Raw genomic sequence first — 17,079 nt, forward strand, 5'->3', positions numbered from 1 at the left:
ACCTCACCCCAGCTCGGCGACCGCCCGCACGAGCTCGTCCACCTCGACCGCGTTCGTGTAGTGCGCGAGCCCGACGCGGATCGCCCCGCCGACCTCGCCCACCCCCAGCACCGAGAAGACGCCGTGCTGCCCGGAGTCCGCGAACGCGCAGACCCCTCGCTCGGACAGGTGCTCGACGCCGTCGGTCGCCTTCACCCCGGCCACCGTGAACGCCAGCGCCGGCACGCGCCGCATGGCGTCCCCGATCACCATGACGTGACGGAGCGACCGCAGTTCGTTGATGAGGTTAGCCAGCAGACCCGCCTGGTAAGCCTTGACCGAACCCAGGGACGTGAGCAAGCGCTCCCTTCGGGGACCCACCGCCGCGTCGTCCAGCCCGGCCAGGTACTCCACCGAGGCGACGAGGCCCGCCAGCAGCGGGTAGGCGTGGGGGCCGAGCTCCAGCCGCTCGGGGCCGCGCGCGCCGGGTTCGACGGCGACCGACGGCAGCAGGTCGAGCATCGACGGGTCGCGGAACACCAGGGCGCCGACCGGCGGGCCGCCCCAGTTGTTGGCCGACACGGCGACCACGTCGGCGCCCATCGACCGGATGTCGAGCGGCACGAACGGCGCGGCCGAGGAGGCGTCGACGACGACCAGGGCGTCGGCGCGGCGGGCGGACTCGGCGATCTTGCGCAGGTCCGGCCGGGTGCCGACGGACCCGGACGCGGCGGTCACCGCGACCAGCTTGCACCGGGGCGTGACCAGGTCGTCGTACTGCCAGGCGGGCAGCTCGCACGTCTCGATGTCGACCTCGGCCCAGCGCACGACGCTGCCGGTGCGCTGCGCGGCCCGCTGCCACGGGTTGATGTTGGTCGGGTGGTCCAGCCGGGACACGACGACCTCGTCGCCGAGGAACCAGCCGTCGGACAGGGCTTCGGCGAGCCGCTGGAGCAGCACCGCGGAGCTGGGTCCGAGGACGACGCCGGCCGGGTCGGCGCCGACCAGGTCGGCCACGGCCCGCCGGGCCGCGTCGACGATGGCCTCGGCGCGTTGCGAGGCGGGGAATATGCCACCCGGCCCGGAGACGGGTGCGCGCAGCGCGGTGGAGACGGCCGTGGCCACCTGTTCGGGTACTTGCATCCCCGCAGGAGCGTCCAGATGAACCCAGCCGTCGCCGAGCGCGGGGAAGAGGCCGCGGACTCGTGCGACGTCGAACGCCATGCCGCACACCGTACGGAGGACGCCTGCGGGCGCGACAGCAGGGGCCGGGGGTCCGGTGCCCGATCCGCGACCCGGTTCGGCGGCGACCACCTGATCGGGCCAGGATGGTGGGCATGAACGAGGCGGAGAACGAGCGGCACGTGGTGGTGGTCGGTCCGGACGGCACCCCGGTGGGCGCCGCGCGCGTGCCGGCCGGCGGCGAGCCGGGCGGCCAGGACGTGACGGACCTGGTGGAGCAGCCGGCGAAGGTCATGCGGATCGGCACGATGATCAAGCAGCTGCTGGAGGAGGTGCGCGCCGCCCCCCTGGACGAGGCCAGCCGGAACCGGCTGAAGGAGATCCACAAGCGGTCCATCGACGAGCTGGAGGACGGCCTGGCGCCGGAGCTGCGCGACGAGCTGGAGCGGCTGTCGCTGCCGTTCACGGAGGAGGGCACGCCCTCGGACGCCGAGCTGCGGATCGCGCAGGCGCAGCTGGTGGGCTGGTTGGAGGGCCTGTTCCACGGCATCCAGACGGCCCTGTTCGCCCAGCAGATGGCGGCGCGCGTGCAGCTGGAGCAGATGCGCGGCCGGGCGCTGCCGGCCGGTTCCGGCGCCGGGGAGGCCGAAGCGGGCCCGCACATCCGGGGCACGGGCCAGTACCTGTGAGCGGGGCGGGTGCGGCAGGATCGCCCGGACCCCCGTCCGCGGCGATCGGATAACAGGTGCTTTACAAGCCGGTCGCCGTGCCGGACGGTGATGGTCACCACAGCCACCACCCTCTTGACCACCGAGGAGCAGTACAGGTGCTCGACCGAGTCCTCCGCAGCCTCCAGGCCGACCGGGTCAGGCGCGGTCTCCGCGACAAACTCCTCCGCGCGGTCGCCGAGGCCGTCGCGCCCTACCACGAGGAGCAGAACCGGAGGCTCGACGCGCTCAGCGGCGAACTGGGCGCGCTCCGCGAGGACGTCCACCGGCGCTTCGACCGGATGGCCGAGATCACGGCGGGCTTCGAGCACCGCGCGCGGCGCGACCTGGTGTTCGCGGCCGAGCGGCAGGCGGCGGCGGACAGCGCCGGGTTCGTCCTGGAGAGCATGCCGACCGCACCGCACTTCCCCGACCCGCACGCGACGCTGACCCACGCGGTGTCGCTGGCGGAGGGGCCGGGCATGGCGCTGGAGTTCGGCGTCTACACGGGCACCACGCTGAAGGTCATCGCCTCGGCGCTCGCCGACAACGACGTCTACGGCTTCGACTCGTTCGTGGGGCTGCCCGAGGCGTGGCGGACCGGGTTCGACGCGGGCGCGTTCGGCGTCGAGGAGCTGCCGGACGTGCCGGGCGCCGAGCTGATCGCCGGCTGGTTCGACGACACCCTGCCGGGCTTCCTGGCCGAGCACCCCGGCGAGGTGGCGTTCCTGCACGTCGACTGCGACCTGTACTCGTCGACGAAGACCGTCCTGGACCTGGTGGGCCCCCGGCTGCGCGCGGGCAGCGTCGTGCTGTTCGACGAGTACTTCAACTACCAGGGGTGGCGCGACCACGAGTACAAGGCGTGGACGGAGTACGTCGAGCGCACCGGCACCGAGTTCCGCTACGAGGGGTACACGTTCGACCACGAGCAGGTGATCGTCCGGGTGACGAACGTCCCCGAGCCGGCGACGGGGCGGTAACCGCACCGTGACCGACCAGGGACGAGCCGCCGAGACGCCGCCGGTAGTCTCATCTCCCGTGCAACCCACCAGTACGGCTGAAAGGCCCCCAGCGCCCCCCGCGTCGAACTCCCGCACGTTTGCCCGCGCGGTCGCGGACGTGCGCGAGGGTTGGAACAACCGCGAGCTGTGGGGCCACCTCGGCTGGCAGGACATCAAGCAGCGCTACCGCCGGTCGGTCATCGGGCCCCTGTGGATCACCATTTCGATGGGCACCACGGCGCTCGCGCTCGGCCTGCTCTACTCGGCGCTGTTCGGGCAGGAGATCAGCACCTTCCTGCCGTACGTGACGGCCGGCTTCGTGATCTGGAACTTCATCGTCGGGTGCGTGACCGAGGGCACGGACGTGTTCATCGCGAACGAGGGGCTGATCAAGCACCTGCCGGCGCCGATCAGCGTGCACGTGCTGCGCCTGGTGTGGCGCCAGGTGCTGTTCTTCGCCCACAACCTCGTGGTGTACCTGGTCGTGCTCGTCATCTTCTTCCCGGAGCTGACGCACCCGTACTTCATGGAGGGCGACCCGCAGATGCACCCCGGCATCAGCTGGGGCATCCTGCTCGCCATCCCCGGGTTCCTGCTGATCGCGGTCAACGCGGTCTGGATCGCGCTGCTGTTCGGCATCATCAGCACGCGGTTCCGCGACATCCCGCCGGTGGTCCACAGCTTCATCAACCTGGTGTTCTTCATGACGCCGATCGTGTGGCACACCGGGGTGCTCAACAAGGTGGGCGCGAACGGCGACTGGCGCATCCTCATCGCCGAGCTGAACCCCCTTTACCACTTCCTGGAGATCGTCCGGGCCCCGTTGCTCGGCCACGAGCAGAGCTGGCACCACTGGGCCGTCGTCGGTGGCTTCACCGTCGTCGGCTGGGGTCTGGCTCTCCTGGCGCTGCGCAACTACCGTGCCCGCGTCTCCTACTGGGTCTGAGTGAGGCCGTAAGCAATGGTCAGCATCGACGTGTGGAACGCCTCGGTCGACTTCCCGATCTTCGACGCCAAGTCGAGGTCGCTGAAGAAGCTCGCCCTGGGCAAGGTCGGCGGCAAGATCGGCTCCGAGGGCCGTGTCCCGATAATCGAAGCGCTCCACGACATCAACATCTCGCTCAGCCACGGCGACCGGGTGGGCCTGGTCGGCCACAACGGCGCGGGCAAGTCCACGCTGCTGCGGCTGCTGGCGGGCATCTACGAGCCGACGCGCGGCAGCTCGCGCATCGTCGGCAAGGTCGCGCCCGTGTTCGACCTGGGCGTCGGCATGGACCCCGAGATCTCGGGGTACGAGAACATCATGATCCGCGGCCTCTTCCTCGGCATGGGCCGGCGGGAGATGGAGAAGCGGGTCGACGACATCGCCGAGTTCACCGAGCTGGGCGACTACCTCCAGATGCCGCTGCGCACCTACTCGACGGGTATGCGGGTGCGGCTGGCGCTGGGCGTGGTGACCTCGATCGACCCGGAGATCCTGCTGCTCGACGAGGGCATCGGCGCGGTCGACGCGGCGTTCATGGCCAAGGCGCGCGACCGGCTCAAGGACCTGGTCAAGCGCTCCGGCCTGCTGGTGTTCGCGAACCACTCGGACGAGTTCCTGGTGGAGTTCTGCGACTCGGCGATCTGGATGGACGAGGGCCGCGTGAAGATGCACGACGGTCTGCGCGAGGTGCTGACCGCCTACAAGGGCCGCGACCCCTACGAGCACCTGAGCCAGGAGACCCTGGACCGGGTGGGCCAGTCGCGGGTCCTGAGCGGGAACGGTGGCGAGTAGGCCGTGAGCGCACTGCCGAAGGGGTCGGTCGTGGGGGTCGTCGTGACCCGCCACCGGCGTGAACTGCTGGCCGACTCGCTCAAGGTGCTGGCGTCGCAGACCAGGCCGCTGGACCACCTGGTGGTCGTGGACAACGGACCGGACCAGCCCGTCGACGACCTCGTCGCGCAGTGCCCGATCCCGACGACGTACCTGGCCTCGCACCGCAACCTCGGCGGCGCCGGCGGGTTCGCGCTCGGGATGCTGCACGCGCTGTCGCTGGGCGCCGACTGGCTGTGGCTCGCCGACGACGACGGCCGCCCCGCGGACGAGACCGTGCTGGCCGTCCTGCTGGACGTGGCCGAGAAGCGGAAGCTGGCGGCGGTCTCGCCGGTCGTGTCGAACATCGACCGGCCGGAGAAGCTGGCGTTCCCGCTGCGGCGCGGCCTGACCTGGAAGCGCCGCACCGAGGACCTCGGCACGGACTTCCTGCCGGGCATCGCGTCGCTGTTCAACGGCGCCCTGTTCCGCGCCTCCACGATCGACGTCATCGGCGTGCCGGACTACCGGCTGTTCTTCCGCGGCGACGAGGTGGAGATCCACCGCCGGATGGTGCGCACCGGCCTGCCCTTCGGCACCTGCCTGAAGGTCGCCTACCTGCACCCGGACGGCTCGGACGAGTTCAAGCCGATGCTGGGCGGCCGGTTCCACGCCCAGGACCCGGAGAACGCGGTCAAGCGTTACTACACCTACCGCAACCGCGGCTACCTGCTCTCCCAGCCGGGGATGCGCAAGCTGGGGCTGCTGGAGCTGGCCCGGTTCGGGCTGTACTTCCTCGGCGTGCGGCGCGACCCGAAGGCGTTCGTCGAGTGGCTCAAGCTGGTCCGCCTCGGGCAGCGGGAACGCTTCTTCCGCAAGTGACGCCGGTGTCGCCGGCAGTGGTTCCGCTTTCCGGGGAATCGCTGCCGGCGAACCCGTCTTGCCCCGCCGTGACGACACCGGTGGACTGGGCGCATGAACTCGTCGGAAGCGCGCAGGACGGCGACCCTGGTGCTGCACCTCGCCGCCAACCCCAACCCCATCTCGATCAAGGTCCCGGACGACGAGGTCGCCGACCTGGGGTCGAGGCTCGTCCAGGTCGTGCGCAACGGGCACACGCACGCGGTGCGGACGGCGGACGGCCGGGACTTCGTGGTGAACTTCGCGCACGTCGTCGCGGCGCATTTCGTGTAATCTGATTCCCCAGAGGACGCATGACCCCCCACGCGGGTTGCTTCCCATTCCTCAAAGAAAACTGAAAGCCGGCTCAGAGGTTTTTTTGAGCAGGCGGTGCCATTCTTGTGTTGTCAGCGGGGAGGAACTCCGCGGCAGGGGAACAACGCAGGGGGAAGCACCACCATGAACATCTGGACCACCGCTCGCAGAACCGCCGTCGTCGCCGCCGTCAGCGCACCGCTCGCCCTCGCGGCGACCCCGGCGTTCGCCGAGGAGGGGGTGGCCGCGCAGGACGCGGGCACCACCATCTCCGGCGTCGCCTGGCTCGACCAGGACAGCGACGGCGTCCGGGACGCCGGGGAGCCCGGCTTCGCGGGGCACACCATGTACCTGGTCGACTCCGACACCGCCGTCCAGACCGACGCCACCGGCCGCTACACCTTCACCGGCCTGGTGGCCGGGCTGAGCTACCGGGTCGGCTCGATGGACCGCTCGCTGCTCGACGGCCACGGCCGGTCCCCGATGAAGGGGTGGCTGCCCGGCGGCTCGGACTTCGACGCGGCCACCGGCCAGGCCACCTTCCTCGCCGGCGAGCAGAACGCCGACAGCGGCCTGGTCCTGGCCCGCAACGACTACCGCACGTCGCAGATCATCGTGCACCCGGCGGGCGGCGGCGCGCCGAAGGACACCTACCAGGTCGGCGACGTGGTCGACATCGTCGGCAGCACCTACTTCAACGGCAACGCCAACGACCAGTTCGGCGGCAAGCTGACGCTGCCGGCGGGCCTGCGGAAGGTCGAGCGGCTGGGCGGCATGCCCGTCTACATGGCCGAGGACGCGCCGAACGAGGTCACCGGCTTCTTCCACGACCGCCGCTCCCCCGGCCTGATCGAGTTCCTCGGCGCCCGCGTGGTCGTCGAGCAGCCCGTCGACGCGGCCGACATCACGCTGGAGGTGTGGGACGGCGTGTTCGGCGCCTCCGACCCGGACCTCGCGAACAACACCATGTCGCAGTCCTTCAGCGCCGTCGCGGCCCCGGTGACCGAGCCCACCACCGAGCCGACCACGCCGGAGCCGACGACCGGGCCCACGACCGGGCCGACGACGACCGAGCCCGCCCCGACGACCACCACGACCGCGCCCGCCGTCGTGCCGGTCGCGAGGAACAGCGCGCCGCTCGCCGACACCGGCGCCTCGGCGCTGGGCCTGATCGGCCTGGGCGGCAGCATGCTGGCCGGCGGTGGCGGCGCCCTGTGGGCCGCGCGCCGCAAGCGGGTCTGACCCGCGCGGGGGGACGTGCGGTGCCGGGTCAGGGGGCCGGTGCCGCACCTCCCGGCGCGGCGGGGGGACCGCAACCCCCGCGCGCCGGGTCACCGGGGGCCGGTGGGCCGCGATGGTCCCGCGGGGCACGGGGACCCCGGTGAACGCGAACGCCCGGTCGGAGGGGGAGACTCCGGCCGGGCGTTCCGCACGTCGTGGGGACGGTCAGTCGAGCGAGCCGTCCAGCGCCTTGCCCTCGGTCAGGTGCGGGGCGATCCGGTTGTCGAACGCGGTGAGCGCCGACCCGATCGCCATGTGCATGTCGAGGTACTTGTAGGTGCCGAGCCGGCCGCCGAACAGCACGTTGCGCTCCGCGGCCTCCTGCTTGGCCAGCTCGCGGTAGCGCTCCAGCTTCGCCCGGTCCTCGGCGGTGTTGATCGGGTAGTACGGCTCGTCGTCCTTCTCCGCGGCCCGGGAGAACTCGCGCACGATGACCGTCTTGTCCGTCGGGTAGGTGTCCCGCTCCGGGTGGAAGTGCCGGAACTCGTGGATGCGGGTGTAGGGCACGTCCGCGTCGTTGTAGTTCATCACCGGGGTGCCCTGGAAGTCGCCGATGGGCAGGACCTCCTGCTCGAAGTCCAGCGTGCGCCAGCCCAGCCAGCCCTCGCTGTAGTCGAAGTAGCGGTCCAGCGGGCCGGTGTAGACGACCGGCGTGCCGGCCGGGACCTCGTCGCGGATGTCGAAGAAGTCCGTGTCCAGCCGCACCTCGATGTTCGGGTGGTCGGCCATCTTCTCCAGCCACGCGGTGTACCCGTCGACGGGCAGGCCCTCGTAGGTGTCGTTGAAGTACCGGTTGTCGAAGGTGTAGCGCACCGGCAGGCGGCTGATGACCGCCGCGGGCAGCTCCTTCGGGTCGGTCTGCCACTGCTTGGCGGTGTAGTCGCGCACGAACGCCTCGTAGAGGGGGCGGCCGATGAGCGAGATCGCCTTCTCCTCCAGGTTCTTCGCGTCCTTGGAGTCGATCTCCGAGGCGTGCTCCGCGACCCACGCGCGGGCGTCCTCGGGCGAGAGGTAGCGGCCGACGAACTGCGAGATCAGCCCGAGCCCCATCGGGAACTGGTAAGCCTGGCCGTCGTGCATCGCGAACACGCGGTGCTGGTACCCGGTGAAGTCGGTGAACCGGTTGACGTAGTCCCACACGCGCTTGTTGGACGTGTGGAACAGGTGCGCGCCGTAGCGGTGCACCTCGATGCCGGTCTCCGGCTCGGCTTCCGAGTAGGCGTTCCCGCCGATGTGGTGGCGGCGCTCCACGACCAGCACGCGCTTGTCCAACTGGGACGCGGTGCGTTCGGCGATCGTCAGGCCGTAGAACCCGGAACCGACGACGATCAGATCAAATCCAGCGAGGCTCACGCCGAGCAAGCGTACGGCAGTGACCGCCCGTGACGCGGACGCCCCCTGGGCGCGCGAAAAGGGCCGCGCCGGCGAACGACGCGGCCCTTTCCAGGCACAGCAACGAAAACGATCAGAGCACGGAGCGCGGCATGTCGGGCTTCGGGTTGAACTTGACGCCCTCGACGACCTTCTTGAACAGCTTCGCGCGCAGGCCCAGCGGCACGTGGCCCTGCTTGAGGCCCTGGTGCACGCGCAGCACGAACTTCGCGAACGCCACCGGGTTCTCGTGGTGCAGCCGGAACGACGCCTCGTTGCGCGCGCCGTACTCGAACTTCCACATGTTCGACGCGTTCACGTCGCTGAAGTTCACGCCGCGGTTCACGCCGAGGTCGTGCACGACGACGCTGGACAGCACCTGCACGCCGGGGCCGGACGCGCGGCTCAGCCGCAGCGTGTACTCTTGGTCGTCGAACCAGATGAAGTACTCGCGCAGCGGCAGGCCGTGCTTGGTGAGCGCCCAGCGCGGGAACAGCACCGAGACGAACGAGCAGTGCTGCACGAGCACCGACTCCTGGCCCTTGGAGATGAGCCGGCCCCAGTCCCAGGTGGTGACCGGGTTGTTCATCTCGCAGATGCTGCCGTCGACCCACTTGACCAGCGAGCACGCGAAGGGCAGCTGCATGCCCATCGTCTCCTCGGCCTTGGCCAGGCCGGTGAGCAGCGCCTCCAGCGCGTCCGGGTTGGCGTAGCAGTCGTCGTCCATGATCCAGACGAAGTCCGCGCCCAGCTCGTACGCCTTGTTCATGCCGGTGGCGAAACCGCCCGCGCCGCCGGTGTTCTCCTCCAGCCGGAGCAGCACCACGCCGTCGGTGCCCTCGTAGCGCCTCAGCACCTCGTCCGTGCCGTCGGTGGACGCGTTGTCCACGATCACCAGCAGGTCGGGCTTCTGCGTCTGCGCCAGCACGTGGTCCAGAACCGTGGGGAGCTTGTCCTTGCGGTTGTAGGTCACCACAACGGCGGCAACGGTGCTCACGGGAGCCATCCTTCGTAGGTTTCGCGGACCCAGGTCCGGGCGTCGGGCAGCTTGGCGAACGCGGCGGCCTTGGCGGCCTGCTCGTCCAGCCACGCCTTGCGCTGCTCCGGCGAGGCGATCATCGTGCGGATGCGCTCGGCCGCGGTGGAGATGAACGGGTAGGGGTGGCGCGGCACGAGCAGGTCGTCCGCGATGAGGGACGCCTGGGACCCCACGTCGGTGGACACGACGGGGACGCCGGCGGCGGTCGCCTCGAACGAGGTGAGCGTGAGGCCCTCGTTGTCCGAGGACACGACGAGCACGTCGGCGTCGGCGAGGGTGCGGGACACCGGCTGCTCCGAGGTCCGCAGCTCCAGCACCGACGACAGGCCGAGCCTGCCGACGAGCCCGTGCACCTCGCCGGACAGCTCGCCGTCGCCGTGGACGATGAACCGCACGTCGCCCGGCGCGGAGTCCTTGAGGGCCGCGGCGAGCTGGAGGAACAGGTAGGGGCGCTTCTGCTGGGTGAACCGGCCGACGAACGCGACCGTGAACGGCCCGCCCTGCCTGGTCGCGGGCGCCTGGGCGATGCCCCCGGTGGTCAGGTTGGCCAGCGTGGCCAGCTTGACCCGCGCCGGGTCCACGCCGTGCTTGCCGATCAGGTAGTCGCGCAGCATCGGCGAGATGACGTGGTGGGTGTCGATGACGTTGGTCATCCGCACCGAGATGTCCACGAACCCGCCGGTCCGCCACTCGACGATGTGCAGGGTGTCGATCACCGGGATGTCCGGCCGGACCGACTTGAGCCACGGCAGCCGGCCGGCCAGCCACGCGCTGTGGTGCAGGTGGATGCCCCGCACGTCGAACGTGGTCAGCACGCCGTTGAGGAACGCCGCCTCGTGCTCGGGCTGCACCGGCCTGGTGAGGGGGACGACGACGGCGCCCTCCAGCTCGGGCCGGGTGATCCACGGGTGCGTGGACGGCTGGTCGGTGACGACGATCGGCACGAAGCCGGCGTCCTTGGCCAGCTGGATGGTCTCCAGCGCGAACCGCTCCGCGCCGCCCAGCTCCAGCCAGTGCACGCCGAACAGGATGGCCGGGACCGTGCCCGCCTCGGTGGCGCTGGCGCCGCGCGTGATGCGGACCGGCGCCTTCCGCGGCACGTCGCGCTTGCGGTAGCGGCGCTCGGTGAGGTCGGTGCGGGCCTGGCGCAGGACGTCGAACGGCACCGGGGCGAAGAACCGCACGCCGCGCCGGACCTTGCCGAGCAGGCCGGGCAGCTGGTGGTAGGCCGACGCCGTCTCCGGCTCGCCGCCCAGGTCGATCGCCAGGTCGACGAGGCCGTCGGCGTCGTTCGTCTCGCGGGTGGTGTGGACGTTGCTGCGCACGACGAGCGAACCGACGACCTCGCGGTCGTCGCTCCACTCGATGCTGCGGACGTCCTCGTCCGTCAGTGAGGGCATCGCGCCGCGCGGACCGCGCAGCACGGTGAACCGGAAGGTCCTGCCGGGTTCGGCGAGCGCGTGGAAGTTGGCCGCGCCCTCGACGAGACGCCGCTCGCGGTCGTCAAGCAGCGTGGGGTCGCCGTCAAGTCCTAGGCCGCTCGCGTCGATCAGTTCGAAGATCTCCGGCGGCCGCGGGTTCTCAAGGTTGTCCGTCACGTCTCTCGTGGTGGGTCGGGTCGGCGCTCGCCGCGAACGGGAGCCGAGCGGTCGAATGGTACCCACCCGGCGCGGCGCGCCGGTGGGGCCGTGCGGATTGCGTGCTGCCGCGCACCCCCACGGCGGGACGGGCCACTGTCGTCGCGCACGTGGCCACCCCTCCGCGCGGCGCGCTCCGCTCTTTCTATCACCCGATCAGGAATCGTGATGCCCGGCCCGCGCCCGCCCGCCGCGGCGTCAGCGGCCGGCGTCCGTCGTCGCGGTCCGCACCACGTCCTCCTGGCCGGCGATCTCGTAGACCACCGCGCCCTCGTTGCGGAACACCTCGGTGAAGTTCTTGATGCCGTCGAGCCCCACGAGGCCGGGGGTGGTGCGGAGGTTGCCGCGCACGAAGCCCTTGCCGACGATGACGTACCTGATCTTCAGCTCGTCCAGGTCCTCGCGGACCCTCGGGTCGGTGTTGAGGTCGTTGAGGTGGTTCACCAGGAACGTGTTCGGGGTGCCCTGGGGGGCGCCGTTGAACGTCCACACGATCGGCTCGACGCCGGCCACCGCGTAGAGCCAGGCGGACCCGTCGAACACGTCGTTCGCCACCCGCTCGCCCGGTTGGACCCGCTCGCCCAGCCAGTGGTAGGCGGCCACCTCGGCGTCGCTGACGGTCGCCCCGTTCTGGTAGGCCACGGACAGCCGGGTGCTGTTGCGGCCGATGTAGGCGCCGCTGATGACCGAGATGAACAGGAAGAACGCCAGGCTCGCCGCGACCGGCGCCCACGGCGAGCGGCCGAGCGCGGGCACCCGCGCGCCGACCTTGTCGACCGCCCACGTGCCGAAGGCGACCACGGCCACGCCGAACCCGATGGCGCCGGGCAGCGCCAGCATGACGGCGAGCCGCCAGTGGTCGTTGTAGAAGTAGCCGGTGAGGGTCTGGATGAGCGGCGACTCCAGCGACACCGTGGCGGCGTAGAGCAGGCCGAACGCGAACCAGACGCCGACCATCCACACCATCACCCGCCGCTTGAGCATGACGACCATGCCGAACAGCGCGGGCAGGCCGAGCCACCACTGCGGGAAGGCGACCACGCCGGAGAACGTCAGCATCTGGCCGAAGGCGGCGGCGGGGGTCGCCTCGGAGGCCCACACCGACTCGGACACCCCGGCCGCCGCGGCCATCGACGGCAGCAGCAGCGGCACGGCGGTCACGAGCCCCACCACGGCGGTCGCGGCGAGGGTCGGCCACGCGCGCTTCCAGTCGATCGGCACGAACCGGAACAGGCAGGCCAGCAGGATGATCAGCATCAGGCCGGCCAGCAGGAACACGAGGCTCGGCTGGAGGCCGACCAGGGCCGCGACGGACACCGCGAACGCGACCGGTCCGATGATGCCGCGCGGCTTGACCAGGTAGGTGACCAGGGCCAGCACGGCGGGCAGCAGGGCGATGCCCGCGACGTAGGGCCACAGCGGGCCGCGCCACATCGAGTCGTACGGGAAGGGCGTGAACCAGGTCGACACGGCCGCCGCGGGGGCCACCACCCGGGCCGGGAGCTTCCAGGCCAGGCCCATCGCGGCGATGCCGACCGGCCACACCAGCACCGTGGCCAGCGCGCCGGAGTTGAGCACCTGGGGCATGGTGATGCCGAACTGGTCGAGCAGCAGCGCCAGGAACTGGTGGTAGGTCGGCGGGTAGTAGAAGTGCGCGGTGTCGGGCAGGTTGTTGATCGTGCCCGCGGTGGAGACCAGGGACGTCTGGTGCTCGGCGAACCAGCGCACCAGGTTGCCGTGGTGCGGGGCGTCCCAGTCCTGGGCGAGCCGGTTGAGGCTGCTGATGCCGCGCAGGAACGTGACCGCGCCGACCGCGAGGCCGATGGCGACACCCGCGCCCACGACGAGGTGGCCACGGGTGGAGACGCGCGGTTCGTCGTCGTCGACGCGCGCCGGCCACCGGCGGTTCACCAGCCAGGCGACGGCGAACAGCGCCAGCGAGGCGATCAGCACCCACACCGCGAACGTCGACAGCGTCCAGGCGATGCCCAGTTCGCCGAGCACCAGACCGCCGATCGCGACCAGGCCGTAGGTCAGCGCGGGCGCCGCCGCGGCGAGGACCCACCCCCGCAGGCGGACGGCCGCGCCGAACAGCAGGCCGGGGATCCAGAGCAGCAGCAACACCAGCAGCGCAGCACTCATCGCGATAGCAACCCGTCGGTTCGGCGTCGGAGCAGGTCGGCTCCAGGACCGCGCGGTACTTCGGCGCCGGGTCCCGGGCCACCGCGACGGCAGACTACCTGTGCCGCACCCCTCGCCGACGACGGGTTGGCCGGGGCGACGCCGTACAGTGGGGCCGCCCGATCCCGCGCCGGAGAGGATTTTCGTGACGGCGGCCGACACGCCCCCCACCCGTCGCCCGAGGCCCGGCGAGCAGGGTGAGCAGGACGGCCCGCCGTCCGCGTCCCCGTCGCGGCTCGCCGGCCTGCGCGCCCTGGCCGCGACCGGCGTCCGGCAGTCCGCCGTGGCGATCGACCAGTTGTTGTTCAGCGCCATCACGTTCGCCGTGCAGATGGTCGCCGCGCCGGTGTCGACCGACGCCGAGTTCGGCGTGTTCTCGCTGGTCGCGATCGTGCAGATCGGCCAGTGGTACCTCAGCCGCGCGCTCGCCGCGGAACCGCTGCTGGTGTCGAAGACCGTCGGCGACGACCGGGCGCGGCAGGGGGCGGCGGCCACCTCGCTGGCGCTCGGGCTGCTGGTCGGCGTGGGCTGCCTCGCGGTCGGGCTGGCGCTCGACGGCCCGGCCCGCACGCTGGTGCTCGTCCAGGCGCTGGCCTCGCCGTTCGCCGGGCTGCTCGACCACGCCCGGTACGTCGCCTACGCGCGGGGCGCCGCGGTCAAGGCGCTCGGCCTCAACGCGGCGTGGCTGCTGCTGTTCCTCGGCGGCGTCGGCGGCGTGGCGCTGGTCGGCGCGCTGGGCGCGTCCTCGACGTACCTGGTGTGGGCGCTGGGCTGCGTGCCGGTGGCGGTCGCGGCGGTGCTGCTGACCGGTTCGCCGTTCGCGTTCGGCGCGGTGCGGTCGTGGCTGCGCGACCGGCGGGACCTGCTGCCCGGGTTCCTGATCGACGCGGTGTACCTGACCGCGGGCACGTGGGCGACGTTCGGCGTGACCGCGCTGGTGACCGGCATCGACGGCCTGGGCCTGCTGCGCAAGGCGCTGGTGCCGGTGACCGCGCTGACCGTGCTGTTCATCGGCATCAGCAACGCGCTGCTGGCGCACCTGGCGGGCCGCCCGGCGCGCGAGGTGGTGCGGGCCCCGATGCTGGTCAGCGCCGGGGCGGCGGCGGTGAGCGCGGTGTTCGCGCTGCTCGCGCTGGTCGCGCCCGCCGACCTGATGACGGCCGCGCTGGGCACGCCGTGGGACGGGCTGCGGCCCGTGGTGCTGCTGCTGCTCGCCTACGCGTTCCTGCTGGCCACCGGGCAGACCGCGCTGGTCGCGGCGAAGGCCAGCGGCCGGGCGTGGCTGGGGCCGCGGGTGCGCACCGTCCAGTTCGTCTCGGAGGTCGCGCTGGTCGCGGTGCTGGGCCTGTGGCTCGGCGTCGTCGGCGTGGCGCTGGGCATGACCACCGCGTGGCTGGTCGCCGCCGTGCTCGCCTGGGCCGGCGTCCTCCGGCACCGGGACAGGGCTTAGGTTCGTCCCGTGCACCTGGTCGACATGCCCGCCTACTACCCACCGCACAAGGGTGGCGTCGAGGCTTACGCCCACGAGCTCCACCGGCGACTGCTGGAGGCCGACCCGGACCTCCGGATCACGGTGTTCACCTCGGCCGTCGGGGCCCCGGCCGGCGAGGAGCGGCTCGGTGACCGCTGGACGGTCGTGCGCTGGCCCGGCTTCGAGCTCATCTCCCACTACCCCGTGCCGAACCCCGGCTTCACGAGGCGCCTGCGCGCGCTGTGCGGCCCGGACACCGTGCTGATGACGCACACCCGGTTCTACTGGCCGCACGTGTGGGCCGCGCTGTTCGCGAAGCGGGCGGGGCTGCGCCGGCTGCACGTCGAGCACGGCTCCACGCCGGTGCAGAGCGGCAACGGCTTCGTCCGGTTCGCGGCCGCCGTCGTCGACCGGGTGACCAGCCAACCCGTGCTGCGGTGGGCCGAGCAGGTGGTGGCCGTGTCCGGCGCGGCGGCGGTGTTCGCCCGGCAGCTGGCCGGGCGGGACGCCCGCGTGCTGCACCGCGGCATCGACCTGCCCGAGGAGCTGGTCGGCCACCCGTCGGCCGAGCCCGCCACCGCGTGCTTCGTCGGCCGGCTCATCAACGGCAAGGGCGTCGCCGACCTGGTGGACGCGACCGCCGAGCTGCACCGCCGGGGCGTGCCGCTGCGGCTGCGGCTGTGCGGTGACGGCCCGGCCGCCGCCGACCTGCGCGCGCGGGTGTCCTCGGCGGGCCTGGGCGACCACGTGGAGTTCCTCGGCGCGGTCGACCACGACACGGCGCTGCGCGAGATGGCGGCGGCGACGGTGTTCGTGAACCCGAGCTGGACCGAGGGCCTGCCCACCACCGTGCTGGAGGCGTCGGCCATCGGCTGCGCCGTGGTGGCGACGGACGTCGGCGGCACGGCCGAGATCGTGGACGACGGGGTCACCGGGTGGCTCGTGCCCGCCAAGGACCCCAGGGCGCTCGCCAGGGCGCTGGAAGACGCCCTCACGTCCCCCGACCGGGTGACGCGGGCGGCGAAGCTGCGCGAGACGACCCGTGCCCGTTTCTCCTGGGACCGGGCCATCGCGGAATTCTCCGCCATGCTGGTCGGCGACGGCCGGCGCGGTGCGGCGCGCTAGCCTGTTCGGGTATAACCCCCCATCCGACTCACTCGCCAGGGAGGCCGCCGTGGCGGACCAGTCCGACGTTTGGCTGGTCGTGCCCGTCTACAACGAAGCGCAGGTGATCGGCGACGTGGTGCGCAACGCGCTCCAGACGTTCCCGAACATCGTGTGCGTCGACGACGGTAGCCGGGACGGCTCAGCCGACGCGATCCGCGCGTCCGGCGCGCACCTGGTGCAGCACCCGGTGAACCTGGGTCAGGGCGCGGCGCTCCAGACGGGCGTCGAGTACGCCCGCCGGCAGGAGGGGGCCGAGTACTTCGTGACGTTCGACGCCGACGGCCAGCACCAGGTCGTGGACGTGCTGCGGATGCTGGAGCGGCTGCGCGCCGAACCGGTCGACATCATCGTCGGCACCCGGTTCAAGGGCGACGCCTCGCACATCCCGCTGCTCAAGCGCGTCGTGCTGCGGACCGTGGTGACCGTCAGCCCCCGGCTGCGCAAGCTGAAGCTGTCGGACGCCCACAACGGGCTGCGGGTGTTCAACAAGAAGGTCGCGGACGAGGTCCGCATCACGCTGAACGGCATGGGCCACGCCTCCGAGATCGTCGAGATGATCGCCCAGAAGGGCTGGCGCGTCTCCGAGGAGCAGGTCGAGATCCTCTACACCGAGTACTCGATGTCCAAGGGCCAGTCGCTCATCAACGGCGTGAACATCCTGTTCGACACGGCTCTCAAGACGGGGTCCAGGCGCTGACATGCTGATCCAGTTCCTGCTCATCGCCGCGGTCGTCGTGCTGCTGGTGTTCTTCCTCAAGCACCACGGCACCACGAAGACCGCCGCGAGCGTGAAGATCGGCTTCGTGCTGTTCCTGGTGCTGGCGGCGGTCGCCGTCGTCCAGCCCGCGGCGGTGTCGAGGCTCGCCGAGCTCGTCGGCGTCGGCCGCGGCACCGACCTGCTGCTCTACGCGCTGATCGTGGCGTTCGGCTTCGCCACGATCAACACCTACCTGCGCTTCAAGGAGCTGGAGCTGCGCTACGCCCGGCTGGCGCGGGCCATCGCCCTGCGCAACGCCGAGGCGCCCGAGATCGAGGACGCCGAGAAGCCGG

16 protein-coding genes are annotated in these 17,079 nt (G+C 71.6%); 11 read left to right on the plus strand and 5 right to left on the minus strand.

What is annotated here, in order from left to right:
- Positions 1–3: 3 nt before the first annotated feature.
- Positions 4–1,203 (minus strand): cysteine desulfurase-like protein, encoded by a 1,200-nt coding sequence (locus ACR807_RS17855; RefSeq protein ID WP_438922455.1) that lies wholly within the window; start codon positions 1,201–1,203, stop codon positions 4–6.
- 113 nt (positions 1,204–1,316) lie between these two features.
- Between ACR807_RS17855 and ACR807_RS17860 the strand changes: the two genes are divergently transcribed.
- From ACR807_RS17860 to ACR807_RS17890, 7 genes are all read left to right on the plus strand, one after another.
- Positions 1,317–1,850 carry a bacterial proteasome activator family protein gene (locus tag ACR807_RS17860; protein ID WP_438922456.1) on the plus strand — a complete coding sequence of 178 codons (534 nt, stop codon included), beginning with the start codon at positions 1,317–1,319 and terminating at the stop codon, positions 1,848–1,850.
- A gap of 137 nt (positions 1,851–1,987) precedes the next feature.
- Entirely contained in the window at positions 1,988–2,851 is an 864-nt protein-coding gene (locus ACR807_RS17865) for a class I SAM-dependent methyltransferase (RefSeq protein ID WP_438922457.1), read from the plus strand.
- Between the two features lie 58 nt (positions 2,852–2,909).
- Positions 2,910–3,818, plus strand: coding sequence for a galactan export ABC transporter permease subunit Wzm/RfbD (gene wzm, locus ACR807_RS17870; protein WP_438922458.1), 909 nt, complete (start codon positions 2,910–2,912; stop codon positions 3,816–3,818).
- 15 nt (positions 3,819–3,833) lie between these two features.
- Positions 3,834–4,649, plus strand: a complete 816-nt coding sequence (wzt, locus tag ACR807_RS17875; RefSeq protein ID WP_438922459.1) for a galactan export ABC transporter ATP-binding subunit Wzt/RfbE — start codon at positions 3,834–3,836, stop codon at positions 4,647–4,649.
- Between the two features lie 3 nt (positions 4,650–4,652).
- On the plus strand, positions 4,653–5,549 hold the full coding sequence (gene glfT1 / locus ACR807_RS17880; RefSeq protein ID WP_438922460.1) for a galactofuranosyltransferase GlfT1: 897 nt from the start codon (positions 4,653–4,655) through the stop codon (positions 5,547–5,549).
- 93 nt (positions 5,550–5,642) lie between these two features.
- The gene (locus ACR807_RS17885; protein ID WP_438922461.1) at positions 5,643–5,861 is read left to right on the plus strand and encodes a hypothetical protein; all 219 of its coding nucleotides are present in this window, start codon (positions 5,643–5,645) and stop codon (positions 5,859–5,861) included.
- Between the two features lie 165 nt (positions 5,862–6,026).
- Complete coding sequence (locus ACR807_RS17890) at positions 6,027–7,124, plus strand: SdrD B-like domain-containing protein (RefSeq protein ID WP_438922462.1); 1,098 nt, start codon at positions 6,027–6,029, stop codon at positions 7,122–7,124.
- Positions 7,125–7,328: 204 nt separating this feature from the next.
- Here the strand turns inward: ACR807_RS17890 and glf are convergent, their stop codons facing one another.
- From glf to ACR807_RS17910, 4 genes are all read right to left on the minus strand, one after another.
- Entirely contained in the window at positions 7,329–8,516 is a 1,188-nt protein-coding gene (glf, locus tag ACR807_RS17895) for a UDP-galactopyranose mutase (protein WP_438922463.1), read from the minus strand.
- 112 nt (positions 8,517–8,628) lie between these two features.
- The gene (locus tag ACR807_RS17900; protein WP_438922464.1) at positions 8,629–9,531 is read right to left on the minus strand and encodes a glycosyltransferase family 2 protein; all 903 of its coding nucleotides are present in this window, start codon (positions 9,529–9,531) and stop codon (positions 8,629–8,631) included.
- Complete coding sequence (locus ACR807_RS17905) at positions 9,528–11,171, minus strand: glycosyltransferase (protein WP_438922465.1); 1,644 nt, start codon at positions 11,169–11,171, stop codon at positions 9,528–9,530. The genes ACR807_RS17900 and ACR807_RS17905 overlap by 4 nt, the downstream gene beginning before the upstream one ends.
- Before the next feature lie 237 nt (positions 11,172–11,408).
- A complete protein-coding gene (locus tag ACR807_RS17910) occupies positions 11,409–13,352 on the minus strand; it encodes a DUF6541 family protein (RefSeq protein WP_438922466.1) in 1,944 nt (647 codons plus the stop codon).
- A 184-nt stretch (positions 13,353–13,536) separates the two neighbouring features.
- Here ACR807_RS17910 and ACR807_RS17915 point away from each other — a divergent pair, with 184 nt between their 5' ends.
- From ACR807_RS17915 to ACR807_RS17930, 4 genes are all read left to right on the plus strand, one after another.
- A complete protein-coding gene (locus tag ACR807_RS17915) occupies positions 13,537–14,841 on the plus strand; it encodes an MATE family efflux transporter (RefSeq protein ID WP_438922467.1) in 1,305 nt (434 codons plus the stop codon).
- A gap of 9 nt (positions 14,842–14,850) precedes the next feature.
- A complete protein-coding gene (locus tag ACR807_RS17920) occupies positions 14,851–15,987 on the plus strand; it encodes a glycosyltransferase family 4 protein (RefSeq protein WP_438922468.1) in 1,137 nt (378 codons plus the stop codon).
- A 49-nt stretch (positions 15,988–16,036) separates the two neighbouring features.
- Positions 16,037–16,726: a polyprenyl-phospho-N-acetylgalactosaminyl synthase PpgS gene (gene ppgS / locus ACR807_RS17925; RefSeq protein ID WP_438922469.1), complete on the plus strand. Its 690-nt coding sequence runs from the start codon at positions 16,037–16,039 to the stop codon at positions 16,724–16,726.
- 1 nt (position 16,727) lies between these two features.
- Positions 16,728–17,079 (plus strand): DUF2304 domain-containing protein (locus ACR807_RS17930; RefSeq protein WP_438922470.1); only part of this gene is annotated, 352 nt, incomplete at its 3' end.

It is taken from the genome of Saccharothrix sabaoui (assembly GCF_051756985.1).
Classification (GTDB): Bacteria; Actinomycetota; Actinomycetes; order Mycobacteriales; family Pseudonocardiaceae; genus Actinosynnema.